15 protein-coding genes are annotated in these 15,635 nt (G+C 59.9%); 3 read left to right on the plus strand and 12 right to left on the minus strand.

Annotated elements, in window-relative coordinates; translation table 11 throughout:
* The first annotated feature begins 9 nt into the window (after positions 1-9).
* A complete protein-coding gene (locus ACOH1Z_RS11130) occupies positions 10-891 on the plus strand; it encodes a hypothetical protein (protein WP_449648562.1) in 882 nt (293 codons plus the stop codon).
* Between the two features lie 3 nt (positions 892-894).
* Here the strand turns inward: ACOH1Z_RS11130 and ACOH1Z_RS11135 are convergent, their stop codons facing one another.
* Positions 895-2,187 carry a CDP-glycerol glycerophosphotransferase family protein gene (locus tag ACOH1Z_RS11135; RefSeq protein WP_449648563.1) on the minus strand — a complete coding sequence of 431 codons (1,293 nt, stop codon included), beginning with the start codon at positions 2,185-2,187 and terminating at the stop codon, positions 895-897.
* Positions 2,188-2,377: 190 nt separating this feature from the next.
* On the opposite strand from ACOH1Z_RS11135, the gene ACOH1Z_RS11140 reads away from it, so the two are divergent.
* Positions 2,378-4,306: a DEAD/DEAH box helicase gene (locus ACOH1Z_RS11140; protein ID WP_449648564.1), complete on the plus strand. Its 1,929-nt coding sequence runs from the start codon at positions 2,378-2,380 to the stop codon at positions 4,304-4,306.
* 79 nt (positions 4,307-4,385) lie between these two features.
* Here the strand turns inward: ACOH1Z_RS11140 and ACOH1Z_RS11145 are convergent, their stop codons facing one another.
* The 6 genes from ACOH1Z_RS11145 to ACOH1Z_RS11170 form a co-directional block, all read right to left on the minus strand.
* Entirely contained in the window at positions 4,386-5,252 is an 867-nt protein-coding gene (locus tag ACOH1Z_RS11145; RefSeq protein WP_449648565.1) for a glycosyltransferase family 2 protein, read from the minus strand.
* A complete protein-coding gene (locus ACOH1Z_RS11150) occupies positions 5,249-6,067 on the minus strand; it encodes a CDP-alcohol phosphatidyltransferase family protein (RefSeq protein ID WP_449648566.1) in 819 nt (272 codons plus the stop codon). Before ACOH1Z_RS11150 ends, ACOH1Z_RS11145 begins: the two co-directional genes overlap by 4 nt.
* 4 nt (positions 6,068-6,071) lie before the next feature.
* A complete protein-coding gene (locus tag ACOH1Z_RS11155) occupies positions 6,072-7,100 on the minus strand; it encodes a glycosyltransferase family 2 protein (RefSeq protein WP_449648784.1) in 1,029 nt (342 codons plus the stop codon).
* A 129-nt stretch (positions 7,101-7,229) separates the two neighbouring features.
* Positions 7,230-8,717, minus strand: coding sequence for a S1C family serine protease (locus ACOH1Z_RS11160; RefSeq protein WP_449648567.1), 1,488 nt, complete (start codon positions 8,715-8,717; stop codon positions 7,230-7,232).
* A 171-nt stretch (positions 8,718-8,888) separates the two neighbouring features.
* Positions 8,889-9,713 (minus strand): PKD domain-containing protein, encoded by an 825-nt coding sequence (locus ACOH1Z_RS11165; protein ID WP_449648568.1) that lies wholly within the window; start codon positions 9,711-9,713, stop codon positions 8,889-8,891.
* A complete protein-coding gene (locus ACOH1Z_RS11170; RefSeq protein WP_449648569.1) occupies positions 9,707-10,258 on the minus strand; it encodes a hypothetical protein in 552 nt (183 codons plus the stop codon). Before ACOH1Z_RS11170 ends, ACOH1Z_RS11165 begins: the two co-directional genes overlap by 7 nt.
* Before the next feature lie 94 nt (positions 10,259-10,352).
* On the opposite strand from ACOH1Z_RS11170, the gene ACOH1Z_RS11175 reads away from it, so the two are divergent.
* Positions 10,353-11,555, plus strand: a complete 1,203-nt coding sequence (locus ACOH1Z_RS11175; RefSeq protein ID WP_449648570.1) for an aminotransferase class I/II-fold pyridoxal phosphate-dependent enzyme — start codon at positions 10,353-10,355, stop codon at positions 11,553-11,555.
* Positions 11,556-11,567: 12 nt separating this feature from the next.
* On the opposite strand, the gene ACOH1Z_RS11180 is transcribed toward ACOH1Z_RS11175, so the two are convergent.
* Genes ACOH1Z_RS11180 through ACOH1Z_RS11200 form a run of 5 tightly spaced genes read right to left on the minus strand, consistent with a single transcriptional unit; the run spans position 11,568 to position 15,634 of the window.
* Complete coding sequence (locus tag ACOH1Z_RS11180; RefSeq protein ID WP_449648571.1) at positions 11,568-12,383, minus strand: carbon-nitrogen hydrolase family protein; 816 nt, start codon at positions 12,381-12,383, stop codon at positions 11,568-11,570.
* A 54-nt stretch (positions 12,384-12,437) separates the two neighbouring features.
* A complete protein-coding gene (locus tag ACOH1Z_RS11185) occupies positions 12,438-13,664 on the minus strand; it encodes an NAD(P)/FAD-dependent oxidoreductase (RefSeq protein WP_449648572.1) in 1,227 nt (408 codons plus the stop codon).
* Entirely contained in the window at positions 13,664-13,855 is a 192-nt protein-coding gene (locus tag ACOH1Z_RS11190; RefSeq protein WP_009774276.1) for a ferredoxin, read from the minus strand. Before ACOH1Z_RS11190 ends, ACOH1Z_RS11185 begins: the two co-directional genes overlap by 1 nt.
* Positions 13,852-14,730, minus strand: coding sequence for a fumarylacetoacetate hydrolase family protein (locus ACOH1Z_RS11195; RefSeq protein WP_449648573.1), 879 nt, complete (start codon positions 14,728-14,730; stop codon positions 13,852-13,854). The genes ACOH1Z_RS11190 and ACOH1Z_RS11195 overlap by 4 nt, the downstream gene beginning before the upstream one ends.
* Entirely contained in the window at positions 14,723-15,634 is a 912-nt protein-coding gene (locus tag ACOH1Z_RS11200; protein ID WP_197138967.1) for a DODA-type extradiol aromatic ring-opening family dioxygenase, read from the minus strand. Before ACOH1Z_RS11200 ends, ACOH1Z_RS11195 begins: the two co-directional genes overlap by 8 nt.
* Between the last annotated feature and the right edge of the window lies 1 nt (position 15,635).

The raw sequence follows: 15,635 nt of genomic DNA on the forward strand, positions 1-15,635 counted from the left end.
GTTAAACCCATGGCTTCTAGCGAACTAAACACGTCGCACCCCATGGTTGTGCGTGGTATCGACCGCGTTCTCACGGTTCAGCGTCCCGTCGTGCTCGCTCACATTCGCAGCATCCGAAAAGGCAAGCCGAACGCGAGCACCGATGAAATCATCGCGATTCTTGAACGACGCTATCTTGCCGCAGTGACGACCGGCGGTGCCCTCGTTGGCGCCAGCGCTGCCATTCCGGCAGTCGGCACCGGAGCGTCGTTGGCGCTCTCCAGCGTTGAAACGGCTGGCTTTCTGGAGGCAAGTGCCCTCTTCGCCCAATCTGTCACCGAAGTTCACGGAATCGTCGTTGACGATCCTGACCGCGCACGAGCCCTAGTAATGACAATGGTGCTTGGCACCGCCGGCAGCGACCTCGTGAAGCAGCTCGCCGCTCAAGCCACGGGAACCGGCGCTGTTCGCTCTGCCTATTGGGGTGAAACCCTCGCCAAGGGAGTGCCTACCGCGCTGATGGGCCCCCTCGCCGACCGCATCAAACGCACCTTCATGAAAAAGTTCGCAGCAGCCCAGGGCACCAACATTGTTGGTCGACTCATTCCCTTCGGTATTGGCGCTGTGATCGGTGGTGGTGGCAACCACATTTTGGGGCGACAGATCATCCGCACCGCACGCCAAGGGTTTGGTCCAGCACCAGCCACCCTGCCGTCGTGGCTCGAACCCGTACTCGTCATCAAGGCAGCCAAGACACCCAAGCCCGCCAAAGAACCCAAAGCGCGGGGCGACCGCAAGCGTGCACGACCGTTGACCACGTTGCGCAAAAAGACAGGGTGGGTCGAACTGGAGAGCTTCGCCGACCTCAACGATCACGTCGACATTGATGCCCTAACGGATGACCGCCCCTAGTCGCTACTCGGCAGCAGGTGACTCGTCGTCGTCATCCTCAAAAGGATCGCCTTCGCTGCCCTGACGGTCACCAATGTGGATCTGGGCGTGACGGTGCCAGAGCGCTACCAGCGACTCCACTGCGTCGTGGAACCGGGCTGTCGCAGCACCGGGACTGGTATCGCCAAAGTGACGTTCCGCCCAATACCCCAAACGTTCTTGCGCTTCAGCATCAAACTGAACTCGCTCGACGATCGACAAAATATTTTCTGCCTGATCAGCGGGCAACCACTCGCACGCTCCTAGGTACCCTGCCTCATCGATATCGGCCAAAGGCGATGCCGGGCGAGCAACAATCAACGGTTTGCCCGTGGCGAGCCGGTCATAGACCATTGCCGAAACGTCAGTGATCGCGACATCCGCCGCCACCAACTGCCAACCCAGCTCATTTCCGTCATCGTAAATGTGCTGAACTGAAGGATCAGTCTCGTTGGCTTCAGCAATCGCCGCAATGATCGCAACGTTCGCATTCTTGTACTCCGTGTCAACAACGCCACTTCGGGGGTGCGGACGGTAAATGAAGCGGTGCTTGTCGCTGGCAAGCACCGCTGTGGCCAGAGCAACACCGTGAGTCGCAATGGAACCGTATGCTGCAGCTTCGCGGTCGCCCTCCCACGTTGGCGCATAGAGAACGACAATGCGGTCATCCGGTGTGTAAGGCAGCTCACCAGCGAAATGATCGGCCTGCGGTCGCCCGATCGGGATGGCCCGCTTCTTGAGATCGAAATCCCAGAGCTTATGGCTGAGGCGATCAAGGGCAGCCTCCCCGGCCACGAAACTGAAGTCGTAAGCCTTGAACTGGTTGGTCGTCATGTACATCTTGTCGCTCTCACCATGATTGATGAAAACGTGCCACATGCGGCCATAGCGGAACATCTGAAAGTTTTTGGCATTCTGATTGACGTAAAACACAATCTTCAGCGGCTGCTCCGAAACGAACTGTTCAAGCTCAGAAACGCGACGCAGGTAAACAGTGGGAACTGGCGCCTCATCCCACAACGCCAACACCGAACTGGGAGACCGGGCGATGATCGAAACCGGAAAACGCTTAGAGAGCTCGGCAAGCGGTGCGTACCACTGACGCATTTGGTAAAGATTTACTTTGGTGTCAGCAAAGTAGACGGCGATGCTTACGGAGCCAGGAGTCGGTAGCGGATGTTCGCCAACGATCTGGGCGACTCGACGTCGATTGCGGCGCGAGCGCAGCATTGTGCGCACCACTTTGCGGGCAGTCGTGAAGTCTTTCAGTAGCGCCATGGTCTCAATCAAATCAGTGGTGGGCCGGTGCAACGCACTTCCCACCACACCGTTATCGAGCCGATGCTGATGCGGTGGAGTGAAATTGGGCCGCTCTTTCGATAGTACTCGCCATCGTTGATCTGGCATTGGTGGGGCAGAGTACTGGAATCCGCAGGTTTTCGCAGGTTTAGAAGGTACGATTGATAGAATGACCGATTCTGATTCAACCGCACCGTCTGACTCCACCGAGACCGCGATCACTTTCTCCGACCTCGCGCTCAGCGATGCGGTATTGAAAGCGGTCCGTGACATTGGCTACGAGACGCCTTCGGCTATCCAAGCAGCCACTATTCCTACTCTTCTGGAGGGGCGTGACGTAGTCGGCCTCGCCCAGACCGGCACGGGAAAAACCGCAGCGTTCGCGCTACCAATTCTCTCGCGCCTCGACGTTTCCCAGAGCAAGCCCCAGGCTCTCGTGCTCTCCCCTACTCGCGAACTCGCGTTGCAGGTGTGTGAGGCTTTCGAGAAGTACGCAACCCACATGCGTGGCGTACACGTGCTTCCCGTTTACGGCGGCCAGGCCTACGGCGTGCAGCTGTCGGCCCTGCGCCGCGGTGTTCACGTTGTTGTCGGTACTCCCGGCCGCATCATGGACCACCTCGCTAAGGGCACCCTTGACCTTTCCGAGCTCAAGTACCTCGTTCTCGATGAGGCCGACGAAATGCTCAAAATGGGTTTCGCCGAAGACGTTGAGACGATCCTCGCCGATACCCCAGATGACAAACAGGTTGCACTCTTCTCAGCCACGATGCCGGCTCAGATCCGCCGCATCTCCAAGAAGTACCTGAACAACGCTGAAGAAATCACCGTCAAGTCGCAGACCACGACTTCGGCAAACACGAGCCAGCGCTACCTCGTTGTCTCGTACCCGCAGAAGGTCGACGCGTTGACGCGCATCCTCGAGGTTGAAAACTTTGAGGGCATGATCGTCTTCGTTCGCACCAAGAGCGAAACCGAAAACTTGGCTGAGAAGCTGCGGGCTCGAGGCTACTCAGCTGCAGCAATCAGTGGTGATGTAGCTCAAGCTCAGCGTGAGCGAACCGTCAACCAGCTCAAGTCGGGCAAGCTCGACATCCTCGTCGCAACAGACGTTGCTGCTCGTGGGCTCGACGTTGACCGCATCAGCCACGTCGTCAACTTCGACATCCCGGTTGACACTGAGTCGTACGTTCACCGCATTGGTCGCACCGGCCGCGCAGGTCGCAGCGGTTCAGCAATCAGCTTTGTGACCCCTCGCGAGCGTCGATTGCTCACCGCAATCGAGAAGGCAACGCGTCAGCCACTCACCCAGATGCAGCTTCCCTCCGTTGAAGATGTCAACTCCACGCGACTCACTCGCTTTGATGACGCCATCACTGAGGCGCTCAACCAGCAGCCGCGCATTTCTGCTTTCCGCGACATCATTGCCCACTATGTTGAGCACCACGATATTCCTGAGGCGGATGTTGCTGCCGCCCTTGCCGTTGTAGCTCAGGGTGAGACTCCCCTGCTGCTGTCGGCAGAAGAGGAACGCGCCCAGCGGTTCACGGAGCGCGAGGAGCGCAATTCGCGCAACGACCGCCCCGAGCGTGGTGGCGACCGCGGCAGTGACCGCGGCGACCGCCCAGAACGTCGCCCACGCTCTACCAAGCCGATGACGGCGTACCGCATTGAGGTTGGCAAGCGCCAGCGCGTTGAGCCCCGCCAGATCGTTGGCGCTCTCGCCAATGAGGGTGGGCTAAACCGTGACGACTTCGGTCACATCCAGATTCGTCCAGACTTCTCGCTCGTCGAGTTGCCCGCCGACATGTCGAAAGATGTGTTGGATCGCCTCCGCGATACCCGCATTAGCGGAAAGCTGATCGAGATCAGCCCCGACCGCAAGGCAAATGGCGGCGGAGCACGGGGCGGCGACGGAAAGTACCCGAGCCGCGATCGTTCCTTCGAGGGTGGCGCTCGCGCCAACCGCGAACGTGAAGAGTCACGTGGCTACAACAAGCGCGACTCGAGCCCTCGTGATGACGCTGGACGTGACAGCGGTTCTCGCGACAGCGGCAGCCGGTACGAAGATCGTCCGACGCGCAAGCCACGCAGCTAGCAGCATCTTTGCTTCAGCGGCAGCCTCGACACGGAAACGTGGAGGCTGCCGCTGAGTCAGTTAACGGGTGTTAGAGGAACTAGATCACCGGAGGGCGACCGGCACGGGCCATCCGCATCACGGTTTCCCAACTGAGGCTGCGACGGCCACCAGGATTCTGGCTCCATCCCGCAAACCAACCGCCCCACCACGCTCGCATGCCGACAGGGTTTCTCGCGGATCTCAGAATCTGTATTGCCGTCCAACTGGCGACATAGACGGGAACGAGGAGCACCGGCAGGTTGCGTTTCGCTAACCAGATGCGGTTGCGGGCGTTGAGTCGGTAGTAGTAGCTGTGGCGGGCAGGGTCGATAGCGGGATGATTCGCGACCAGATCGCCGGCATACCAAGCTCGCTTTCCTGCTCCCCACACTCTCCACGCAAGCTCTATGCCTTCATGGGCATAAAAGTACGGGTCGCCCCAGCCGCCGATCTCATCGAACAGGGCGCGAGGCATGAGCACAGCGCCCTCCCACACCGAAAAGACGTCACTGGGGTGCCGCGGGTCGCCCTTGCGAATGCGTGGGATCCAGCGGCGAGGATTCTCTTTGCCTTCAGCGTCTTCCACGCGCGGCTGCAGAAGCCCAATTGTGGGATCAGCAACTATCTTCTCAACAGCATCGCGCAAGAATGTTGGTGACGGGATGCTGGCATCGTCGTCGAGGAAGAATATCCAGTCACCGTGCACGTGGTCGACGCCGCGATTGCGACCAGCGGGAATACCTAAGTTGTCGGCCAGGTGTAGGCCGCGCACGCCATCCGGGAGCCCAACCGGTTCCCAGCCGTTGCCGACGACGATGATGTCGAGATCAACATCCTGCTGCGCCTGAAGGGTGGCCAGTCCTCGGGCGAGGTCGTCGGGGCGCTTTCCCTGCGAAAGGGAAACAACACCAATTCGGTGGATCATGAGCGAACGCGCTTGGACGCCATAATCGCTACGAAATGCCCAGCCAACGCGAGTGCTGCGAGTGGAAGCAGGATGAGGAGCACGGTGCGTTCTGCAGCGAGTGCGGGCACAAAGAGGGCGATGATTGCTGTTGCAAACGCGATCATCGTCAGTTCTACCGAGTGGTACAGGCGGTGGAAGGGAACGAATCGCGCGAGCCGACGCAGTTTCGCGACGAGGCTGTGGCTGGGTTCTGCTTCGCCCTTGCGGTCGCTCAGTTTCTCAAGACCGGCATTGGCGCGTGCGACATGAACCATGTCGTTGAGTGCTTTGTTGAGCACGATGAGGAGTGCGAGCGCGAAGCCTGCGGTTGTCCAGGCGAAGTCTGCAGGAAAGTCGAGAGGCCAGCCTGCAGCCCGGATGCCGAGAGCAATGGGGATGAGGGCTTCGGTGCTGTAGTGCCCGACCTTGTCAAGGAACACTCCTGCCGGTGAGCGCGTGTTCCGCCAGCGGGCGACTTCACCGTCGCTGCAGTCGACGAGCATTTGCATTTGGCCGAGGATGAGAGCGAGGGCGGCGCCGGTGAATCCGGGGATGAGGAGGGCGGCGGCGGTTAGCCAGCCGGTGAGGATCATGAGGCCGGTTACGCCGTTGGCGCTGATGGATGTCTTCAGCAGCATCCAGGTGAGGTACGGCGAGATGTCGCGTAGGTAGAGCGAGGCCGTCCAGTGTTCGGCATTGGCACGCATCCGAACTTCTGGTGGTTGCGTTACTTCTCGTAGTTGCGCGATGCTCTGCGGTCGGGCTGAGGGGTCTGCTGGTGTGGGGGTGGACACGCTGTTACCTTCCCGTATGCGCAGTGATGTTCTTGGTGAGCTTGAGGAATCCGAGGATGAAGCCGGTGCCCCATCCGAAGTGGATGCACGGCAATACGATCAGATACCAAAGACCTGATCGTAGCCCCTCTTTTGCTGCGGCGATGCCGGAGGCGGCGAGCACGAAGAGTGCGTAGATGATCGGGGCGATGTAGGCGAGGCTCAGCCAGCTCGCGTTTGTGGCGCTGCCAGTGATTCCCAGGATGAGTCCGAGGAGCGTGCCGAGCACGGCTAGGGGTGGCGCAAAGTAGCGCAGAGAGTTTGCGGTGCCGAAGCGGCGGGCGAGTTCTCCACGCCAGATTCCGGTGGCCACAAATTGGCGGATGAGTTTGCGAAGACTCGAGCGCGGACGGTAAACGACTTGAAGTTCTGGGGTGAACCACACTGTTCCGCCGCTTGCGCGGAGTCGACGGTTGAGTTCCCAGTCTTGACCGCGTTTGATGTCTTCGTCGAAGAGTCCGACTTCGACGAGGCGGTCACGTTGAAACACTCCGAGGTAGGCGGTGTCTGCTGGTCCAGCTTTTCCCCCGGTGTGGTGTTGGGTTCCGCCGAGACCTTCTGGTGAGCCGTAGGCGTGGGCGACGGCACGCTCGAACGGCGTGCGGCCTTCAGCTTTCATGATGCCGCCAACGTTGTCGGCACCGGTGCGTTCGAGCGTTTCGACTGCGATGCGGGTGTAGCTGGGTGGCAGCACGGAGTGGGCGTCTACCCGCACAACGATGGGGTGGGTTGAGGCGCGAATGGCGGCGTTGAGGCCACCAGGGGTGGAACCGAGTTCGTTAGGAATGTGACGGATGCGCGGATCGAGGCGCGCCATTTCGTCGATGACAGCGTTTGTTCCGTCGACGCTGGGGCCGAGCGCAAGCACGATTTCGAAGGAGCCTTCGTAATCTTGCGCGGTGAGGCTGTCGACGGCGGCCTCAATGTGCTCAACTTCGTTGAGTACGGGCATCACGTATGAAACACCCGTGAGGGCTTGAGCCTTCTTTGCCATGTGTTCCAATACGTCAGACTGAATTGTCGGTCGAGCTTATCGCGTTGGCCGCCGACTGCGGTGGTTACACACGTAAACGGCACGCACAGGCGTTGGCCTGTGCGTGCCGCGCACGTGGTTCGGTTCGCGTTACTGGAGCGAACCTAGGGTGACGTCGACGGTGTATCCCTTGCCGTCGCGCACGTAAGTGATGCTGGTGGTTTCGCCGGCCGAGTACGCACGTACTTGGGCGGTGAGGTCAGTCTTGTTGGTGATGGGGAGACCGTCGAAGCTGGTGACGATGTCGCCTACTTTGAGTCCGGCATCCGCTGCTGCTCCGCCGTCTGAGATGCCGACGATGCTTGCGCCAACAACTTCGGCATCGCTCTGGGCGGGGTCGTCTGTGACGTCGGCGACGGATGCTCCGAGAAGGCCGTGGGTTGCTGTGCCGCTTTCGAGGATTTCGTTTGCGACGCGGCTGGCGAGATTTGCGGGGATCGCGAATCCAACACCGATGCTGCCTGCGGTGCCACCAGAGGAGGCAATGGCTACGTTGATTCCGATGAGTTCACCGTCTGAGTTCAGTAGTGCACCTCCGGAGTTTCCGGGGTTGATGGCGGCATCCGTTTGTATCACCGAGAGCGCCACTGAGGCTTCGTTTGCTGTGCTTTGACCGCCGTTGCCGTTTTCGCCGAAGAGGTCAAAGTTCCACAGGTCGGGGGCTTGGCTTCCGTCGGGCTCTGGAGCAGTTTCGGGGTCTTCTGGCAGGGCCGATGATGCGATGGTAATGCTGCGGTTGAGGGCACTGACGATTCCGCTGGTGACGGTACCGGAGAGCCCGAGGGGTGCACCGATAGCGACGGTGGCATCTCCAACGTTGAGTTTGCTGGAGTCTGCAATATCTATGAAGGGCATATCGCTAGCGTCATCAATGTGAATGACGGCGATGTCTGAGATGGAGTCAAAGCCGACGACTGTTGCTGAGAGGAGGCGGCCATCGTTGGTGGTGACGGTGACTTTCGGGTCTGCGACTTTGCCGTCGAGGGTCACTACGTGGGCGTTGGTGATGACGTTGCCGTCTGCGCTGATAATGACGCCTGATCCGCTGCCGCCGGTGTTTTGCCCGCTCACGTTGATGGTGACGATGGCGGGTGCTGCTTTTGCTACCACGGAGGTCACGAGGGTGGCGTTGCCGGGGTCGTTGATGGTGATGGCGGCGGGGCTTGTTGATCCGCTAACGGCTGAGGTTGCTTGGTTGCCGACTGCCCAGAGTGCTACGCCTGCTCCGGAGGCGCCTCCGAGGAGCGCGACGATGGCGAAGCCAGCGACGAGTCCGAGTGTCATGCCGGATTTCTTTTTGGGGGCTGCAGTTTCTGTGTTGGCGTCAGCGGCGGCGGCGGTCGCGCCAGGGCCGAAGCTTGCTTCGGTTGCAGCGTTGGGCGTCCCTGCCGGGGCTGGGTAGGCGCTGGTGACGGCGGTGCCGGGGGTTGCGGGTGCTGCGGGTGCTGCTTCCACTGGTGCGGTTTCGTTTGCTACGGCATCTGTGGATGAAGTTTGTGTGGGTTCGGGGTTGTTGCTTGGGGTGCTGTTTTCTTCGGGGTTATTGCTGGGGTCGGATTCTTGGGGGTTCTCGGTCATGGGGTGCTCCTTTCAGCGGTGCTAGCCTCCATCGCCAACCTGTGCATTCTATTTAGGTCGGCTGTGGGTGGGCTGCGCGCTAGGCAGGAGTTCGTCGGGGTGTTGCGTTGTTGTTGTTGGTGGGTTGGTGGGTTGGTGGGTTGGTTGGTTGATTGGTGAGTGTTGTGGTTGTTAGCAGCCGATTCCGGTGGGGTTGGTGTTGCAGTCTTGGTCGACGAGCACTGTGGTGGCGTGGCCGGCTGTTGCGGTGAGTGGTGGGGCGTTGATGGTGAGGGTTCCGATGACGTTTTGCCAGTTGGTTCCTGCGACCCGGTATTCGGCGGTGTAGGTGACGGCGAGGGTGATTGTGTAGTTGCCGGGTTGGTTGTAGATGTGGCTTGTGGGTGTTGGGTCGAATTCGGCGATCTTGTATTTGGCCCAGGTTGCGCCTGCGGAGTTGAGGCTTGTAGTGGTTCCGTCGCCGTAGTTCCAGTTGTATCCAACGGGCGTGAATCGCACTTGGGCGGTTCCACCAAAGAGGGTGCCGTTGACGATGTGGGCGGATGCGGTGGCATAGAAGTTGGTGTCTAGACCCACGATCATCCACTGGTTGGGTTGCATTGCCGCGACTGGCGTTTGCGGTCGGAAGCTTGCGATGTCAGAGATGGTGATGGGGCCGGACGCTGTGTCAGCGGCGGGTGGCGTCCACGGCACGCACGGAAGTCGCTGAAGATCACACCAACTCTCCCCCACAGAGTTGACTGGCTCTATGGGAGCCTCAAAACTGACGCCATCCGCAGAGTTGTCGTTCGGCGCGGTGCCGCCCGTCGCGGGCACCTCGGTTGTGGCGCCGAGCTCGACGTACCCATCCCCGACAGTTCCGGTAGCCGGACATGCCGGTCCATCATCAAGTTCATCGCCGGCTTGACAAGTAACTGTTGAGGCGACGCCGCCGACCACCGAGGGAATGAGCGTGCCGGAAGCGACAACTATCAAAATAAGTAGATGGTTCAACAAGGTGACTGCTTCCACGGCTGTCGATCAGACAGGAAAAGTTTTTTGTCACTAGGTGAGTAGTCAAAACTGACTTGAACTATCCGCGGTGGCACATCGTCGTCCTTCACTCGGCTGCCGCTTGCATCGACGAGAAATGCCTTGGAGAGATCCTCACACACGTAGATCGTCACGAGTTCTTTTGCTGATCCATCTCGCGAATACCTCTGCAATTCAACCTGATCGAACGTAATGTCTGACGTCGAGTGTTTACCCTCGGATGCTAGTCGCGAGTAGACCGCGATTGCATCTTCCAATTCAGCCCCCACCGCTACGGATTCAAGGAGCACTTCGTCAACAGCCGCATTGCGTAGCGTCACGTTGATTACACGCACGTACTCCGCATAGGCCTCCTCCGCCGCCGCAAGGGCTTCTTCGTCGGTCGCGTAGGGCGCAACGAAGGTGGAGGTCGGTTGAGGTGGGGCCGCAGCATCGGGCGGCGCGCATCCGCTCAGCAAAGTGAGGAGGAGCGCGCCACCCGACGCACGTACGAGGTTCGGTAGCCGCATATGTCGACGCTAAACAGCCCACACGAATGAGGTGCTCGACTTTCCACAGCCAAAAACTGAAACCGGCCCCGCAACTCGTTAGGCTTGCGGAACAATGACTGTTACTGGATCTTGGGAACGCGCCGCCAATGGCGCCATGCTGCTCGGCACCGACGGGCAATTGAGCCAAACAATCTTCGCCGAAATGTCGGCACTCGCCGTGAGCACCGGCGCCATCAACCTCGGGCAAGGATTCCCGGACGAAGATGGCCCCATCGAAGTTTTGGATGCCGCACGCAAAGCCATCAGCGATGGTGTCAACCAATACCCGCCAGGCAATGGCCTTCCCGTGCTGCGCAATGCAATCGCCGAACACCAAGAGCGTTTTTACGGAATCGAAATTGATCCAGACACCGAAGTGCTCGCGACAGCAGGTGCAACCGAAGCGCTAGCAGCAACAATCCTCGCACTCACTAACGAAGGCGACGAGGTCATCACCCTCGAACCCTTCTACGACGCCTACGGCGCCATAATCAACTACGCGCGCGCCACCCACGTGACCGTTCCGCTGCGGGCCCCCGACTTTCAGCCCAACCACGACGACATCGAAGCAGCGTTCAGCGGACGCACCCGACTGATCATCCTCAACAGCCCCCACAACCCCACTGGCAGCGTTCTCAGTCGCGAAACCCTCGAACTCATCGTTGAACTCGCGCACAAATACGATGCCCTCATCGTGACCGACGAAGTCTACGAACACATCACCTTCGGCCACGAACACATCCCCATCGCGAGCCTGCCCGGTGCCTTCGACCGCACCATCAGCATCTCCAGCGGCGGAAAAACGTTCAACACCACCGGCTGGAAAATTGGCTGGATCACCGCACCACAGCCCATCCTGCAAGCCATCATGGCGGTCAAGCAGTACCTCACCTACGTCAACGGTGCACCATTCCAACCCGCAATCGCTGTCGGTCTCGGGCTACCAGATGACTACTTCGACGGCCTCGCCAGCGGTCTCGCCAGCAAACGCGACACCCTCGGCGCAGGTCTACGCAGTGCAGGATTCGACGTCACCACACCCCAAGCTGGCTACTTCATCATCGCGGATGCCGCACCCCTCGGAGTCACGGATGCTGCCGACTTCTGCCGCACCCTGCCCGACCTCGCGGGTGTCGTCGGAATCCCCGTCACCGCCTTCGTACACCCCGAAAACCACGGCGACTACAACACGCTCATCCGCTTCGCGTTCTGCAAACAAACCGACGTGCTCGACCGCGCTGCCGCCCAGCTCTCCGGAATGAAACCGCGCCACTAAGTCCTGGGAGCGCTACCGCTCTTCGCGCGGATGCACACCATAACGGCGCAGCTCCAGCGCGGGATTGATCGCCCTCACCTCATCAAGGCGAGCGTGCTCAATGTGGGCGACCGCGACATCCGTTCGCTCACCAATCGTCACCAACTCAACGCCCATCGGGTCGACGACCATGCTGTGGCCAACACCAATTGGCGGTGCATGATCGGCGGCCGCCACAAAAATAGTGTTCTCAATCGCCCGTGCCGTGAGAAGTGTGCGCCAGTGATACTCCTTCAGCGGCCCACGCACCCACTCGGCAGGCACGACAATGAGGTTGGCTCCGGCATCCACCAAACGGCGAGACACTTCAGGGAAACGGATGTCGTAACAGGTCTGCAAACCGACAGTGAAGCCCTCCCACGAGAACGTCTCCGGCGCACCAATCGACCCCGGAATGACCCAGTCGGATTCTCGCTGACCAAACGCATCGTAGAGATGCTGCTTGCGGTAAGTCGCAACCAGAGCACCTGTCGGAGCGATCGCCACGAGAGTGTTCGAGAAGCGGCCGATTTCATTGCTCGACTCCAACATTCCGGCAGCGACATGAATGCGCAACCGCTGCGCTAATGACGTCAGCGCCTGAACGAAAGGACCATCGAGAGGTTCGGCCGCCGCCAACCAGTCATCACCCATTGTCGGCGTGAAGTAGGCCGAGTACTCGGGGAACACCACAAAGCTCGCACCACGTGACGCCGCCCGCTCAGCAAGCTCAGTGATCGTCGCGATGTTCCCATCGCGATCGTCACCGGGGGCGAACTGGGCTACAGCAATAGTCGAAGCGGAAGTCATTCCCCCACCCTACGACCCGACCCCAGCAACAGGCCGGGAACGAAAGCAGAAAAGCTAAACGCCACCCTCAGCAATGAGTTTGCGATACGGCAGCAGCGCGGCCTTCATGCCAACACCCAGCACGCCAACGAGACGGTTGTCGCGGTAGTAGCCCACGGCAGCCTGCTCGGTGAGATCCCCTTCGAGGATGCGGATGTCATCATCCGACACCAAACCCAAAAGGCCATAAGCCTGCAGCTTGATCTCGAACTGGTTCGACCAGAATGAGGGCATCGGAGCGAACGGTTTCGCCACGACCTCAGCAAAGGTTTCATCGTCGGCCAGGCGCGCCGCCAACACAGCACCAGCACGCTTGCCGGTGTCAGTCGGAATATTCCAGTGCTCGATTCGACGCGGAACATCATCGAACATGGGGTTCGGAAAGCGCGCAATATCGCCAACGACATAAACATCATCGCGAGCGACACCATCGACAGTCACGGCGCGCATCGCATTATCGGCGAGCACCCCATCACTCAAATCGAGATCAGTGCCCTCAAGCCACTCAATGTTGCAGTCCGATCCGACCGACTCGATCAGAACGTCAGTATCAATGACACGGCCGTCGCTCAGCTCAACAGACTCAACCGAAGTCTCGCCATTGATCGCCGCAACCGTCACGCCAGAGAAAATGTCCACGCCCTCCTCGGTGAGCCGGCGGCGCATTTCTTTCGCCACCAACGACCCAAGTGGACGAATCATCGGTTCAACGCTCGGCGTCACAATCGTGACCGAGCAACCCAACTTGCGAGCGGTTGCGCTCAGTTCGCAACCCAAGAAGCCCGAACCGACAACAACAACGCGCGCACCCTCAGTGAGCTCTGCGCGCAACGCCATCGCGTCATCCAGTGAACGAACAACGTGACGGCCAGCAATCGGGGCAAAATCCAAGCGGCGAGCTCGCAGGCCCGTCGCGATAACGAGCGCACGCCACTCCTGCACGTTGCCGTCGTCAGTGGTCAGGGTTCGCGCATCAAGGTCGACCGCGGATGCCCGCACCCCGAGCATCCACTCAACATCACCCATCTCAGCGCGCGACGGAAACGCCACAGCCTCGTGGGTCACGTCCGTGGCCAACACCTCTTTCGACAGAGGCGGACGGTTATAGGGCGCATGCAGCTCGTCGCCAACTACGCGGATCGCACCGGTGTAGCCCGAACGACGAAGAGACTCCGCCGCGCGCAGCCCACCCATCGCCGCACCGACAATAACGACCGGTGCGGCGGGGTTAGCCTCAGACACTATTCGACGATTCGAATGGCCTGCATCGGGCACACATCAACAGCGGCTTCAATGTTGTCGCGCTCCGAGTCGGGCGCTTCCGCCACATACTCAAGCTTGTCGTCGTCGTTGAGCTTGAAGTTGTCTGGTGCCTCGAACACACACTGGCCGTAGTGCTGGCACTGGTTCATGTCGACTTCAATTTTGATCATCGCTTTTCCTCAACTTTCGACGGGTAGAGATCTTTCGACGGAGTTCGAATGCCTCGGAACTCCCAGTCGCCACCCATTGCGGTCGACATTACCTCTTCACTCTCCGTGGGCTGTGCCCCCACGTCGGTGCGGATCGGAGTCGGGCCCGTAACGATACGGTTCGTGAGCTTGCCCAGGCCTTCAACTTCGACCTCGACAACGTCGCCAGGCTGCACCGGACGCGAGAACGCTGGCGTTCCCGAGAACAGCATGTCGCCGGGGCTCAGCGTGATCGTGCGTGCGATGTCGGCCACGAGGTAGTTCATGTCCCACTCCATGTTGTCGGTGTTGTCGTCTTGCTTGACCTCACCGTTCACGATGGTGCGCAACTGCTTGCCGCGGAAATCCCAGTCCGTGACGAGACCGGGGCCGACCGGGGCGAGCGTGTCGCTTCCCTTGACGCGCAGCATTGAACCGGCATCCGTGTCTCGGAAATCGTGCAGACCGTAGTCGTTGCCGATCGAGTAACCGGCGATATAGTCGCTGGCCTGCTCTGGCGAAACGTTGCGGCACGTACGACCGATAACGATGACAATTTCACCCTCGAAGTTCAACCACTTGCAGCCTTCAGGCCGCACAACATCACCCTTGTGGGTGTTGAGTGCGGTAACCGGCTTCTGGAAGTAGGTCGGAGCCGACGGCAGCTTCGTCATGAACTCTTCAGTGCGACTCGCGTAGTTCAAGTGCACAGCGATGATCTTGCTCGGCTCGGTCGGCGGCAAATGGATGGCATCTTCGACGCCAACCTCGCGGCCGTCGCCAGCGACGAGAGTCTCGCCGTGGCGCGTTACCTGCGTCGGGTATCCATCAAGAAGTATTCTGCGGAGTTCAGTCACGAGAGAGAACCACATCCTTTGCTGCTGGGAAGCCACCTTCTGGCTTCGGGAACCACACGTGCACCTGACCGGTGCCGATGGAGTTTTCGTAATCGCTGTACATTACGCCGGGAGCGGTGCACGCTTCTTCGCCAATGGCGCCAGCGGTCATGAGCCAGTGGCCGAACATGGCCTCGGGGCGAACCTTCTGGAACGCGGGCATGGTTTCCAACACCTGCGCGTGGTCGCCGGCCTTGAACCAGTCGAGACGTTCGTAATCTGCCTCGCGGGCAGCATCCGAGAAAATGTGGGCCGGATCGGCCATCTCGTGCTTGCGCAGATCGCGCAGCTTGTAGAACGTGTGCGAAAGTGCACCAGAAGCGAGCAGGATGACGCGACGGTCGCTCTTGGCGATCGCCTCACCAATGGCACGCCCCGCGCGCAAGAAGTCTTCATCGGTCGCGGTCTGGCAGATCGAGACGCTCACCCACTTCTTGTCGGGGAGACCCTTGCCCAGGTACTCCCACAGGTTGATTGTGGCGTACATGATCGGCAGATATTCGTCGTCGATCGGAGTGATCCAGGTGCCGTTCTTTTCGGCCTGCTCCCCCATGAGCTTTGCGAGCTCGGGGTCTCCAATGAAGTCGTAGGGAACGCCGCTCATTCCGCGGGGCAGCTCTTCTGACGTGAACTTGCCGTGACGACGCTCGTGCGCCGTGACAACAAACTCAACCGTGGTCGCCCAGTGGCTATCGAGTACGACGACTGTGTCGTAATCGTCATTCTCGAAGTAGTCCTTGCGGAGTCGTTCGAGGCCTTCGACGAGCGTTGAATCTTTGCCCTCATTGAGTTCCATGCGGATCTCTTTGGGCAACATGATCGTAGGTACGTGAGCGATCAGCCCAGCGCCAACAACTTCTCCCATG

The sequence above is a fragment of the Rhodoglobus sp. genome (assembly GCF_053580035.1).

Coding starts and splice junctions, on each gene's coding strand:
- ACOH1Z_RS11155 (WP_449648784.1), bottom strand. CDS start 7,100: ATGGCAAAGAAGGCTCAAGCCCTCACGGGTGTTTCATACGTGATGCCC.
- ACOH1Z_RS11140 (WP_449648564.1), top strand. CDS start 2,378: ATGACCGATTCTGATTCAACCGCACCGTCTGACTCCACCGAGACCGCG.
- ACOH1Z_RS11145 (WP_449648565.1), bottom strand. CDS start 5,252: ATGATCCACCGAATTGGTGTTGTTTCCCTTTCGCAGGGAAAGCGCCCC.
- ACOH1Z_RS11180 (WP_449648571.1), bottom strand. CDS start 12,383: ATGACTTCCGCTTCGACTATTGCTGTAGCCCAGTTCGCCCCCGGTGAC.
- ACOH1Z_RS11190 (WP_009774276.1), bottom strand. CDS start 13,855: ATGATCAAAATTGAAGTCGACATGAACCAGTGCCAGCACTACGGCCAG.
- ACOH1Z_RS11135 (WP_449648563.1), bottom strand. CDS start 2,187: ATGGCGCTACTGAAAGACTTCACGACTGCCCGCAAAGTGGTGCGCACA.
- ACOH1Z_RS11130 (WP_449648562.1), top strand. CDS start 10: ATGGCTTCTAGCGAACTAAACACGTCGCACCCCATGGTTGTGCGTGGT.
- ACOH1Z_RS11175 (WP_449648570.1), top strand. CDS start 10,353: ATGACTGTTACTGGATCTTGGGAACGCGCCGCCAATGGCGCCATGCTG.
- ACOH1Z_RS11170 (WP_449648569.1), bottom strand. CDS start 10,258: ATGCGGCTACCGAACCTCGTACGTGCGTCGGGTGGCGCGCTCCTCCTC.
- ACOH1Z_RS11200 (WP_197138967.1), bottom strand. CDS start 15,634: ATGGGAGAAGTTGTTGGCGCTGGGCTGATCGCTCACGTACCTACGATC.
- ACOH1Z_RS11160 (WP_449648567.1), bottom strand. CDS start 8,717: ATGACCGAGAACCCCCAAGAATCCGACCCCAGCAATAACCCCGAAGAA.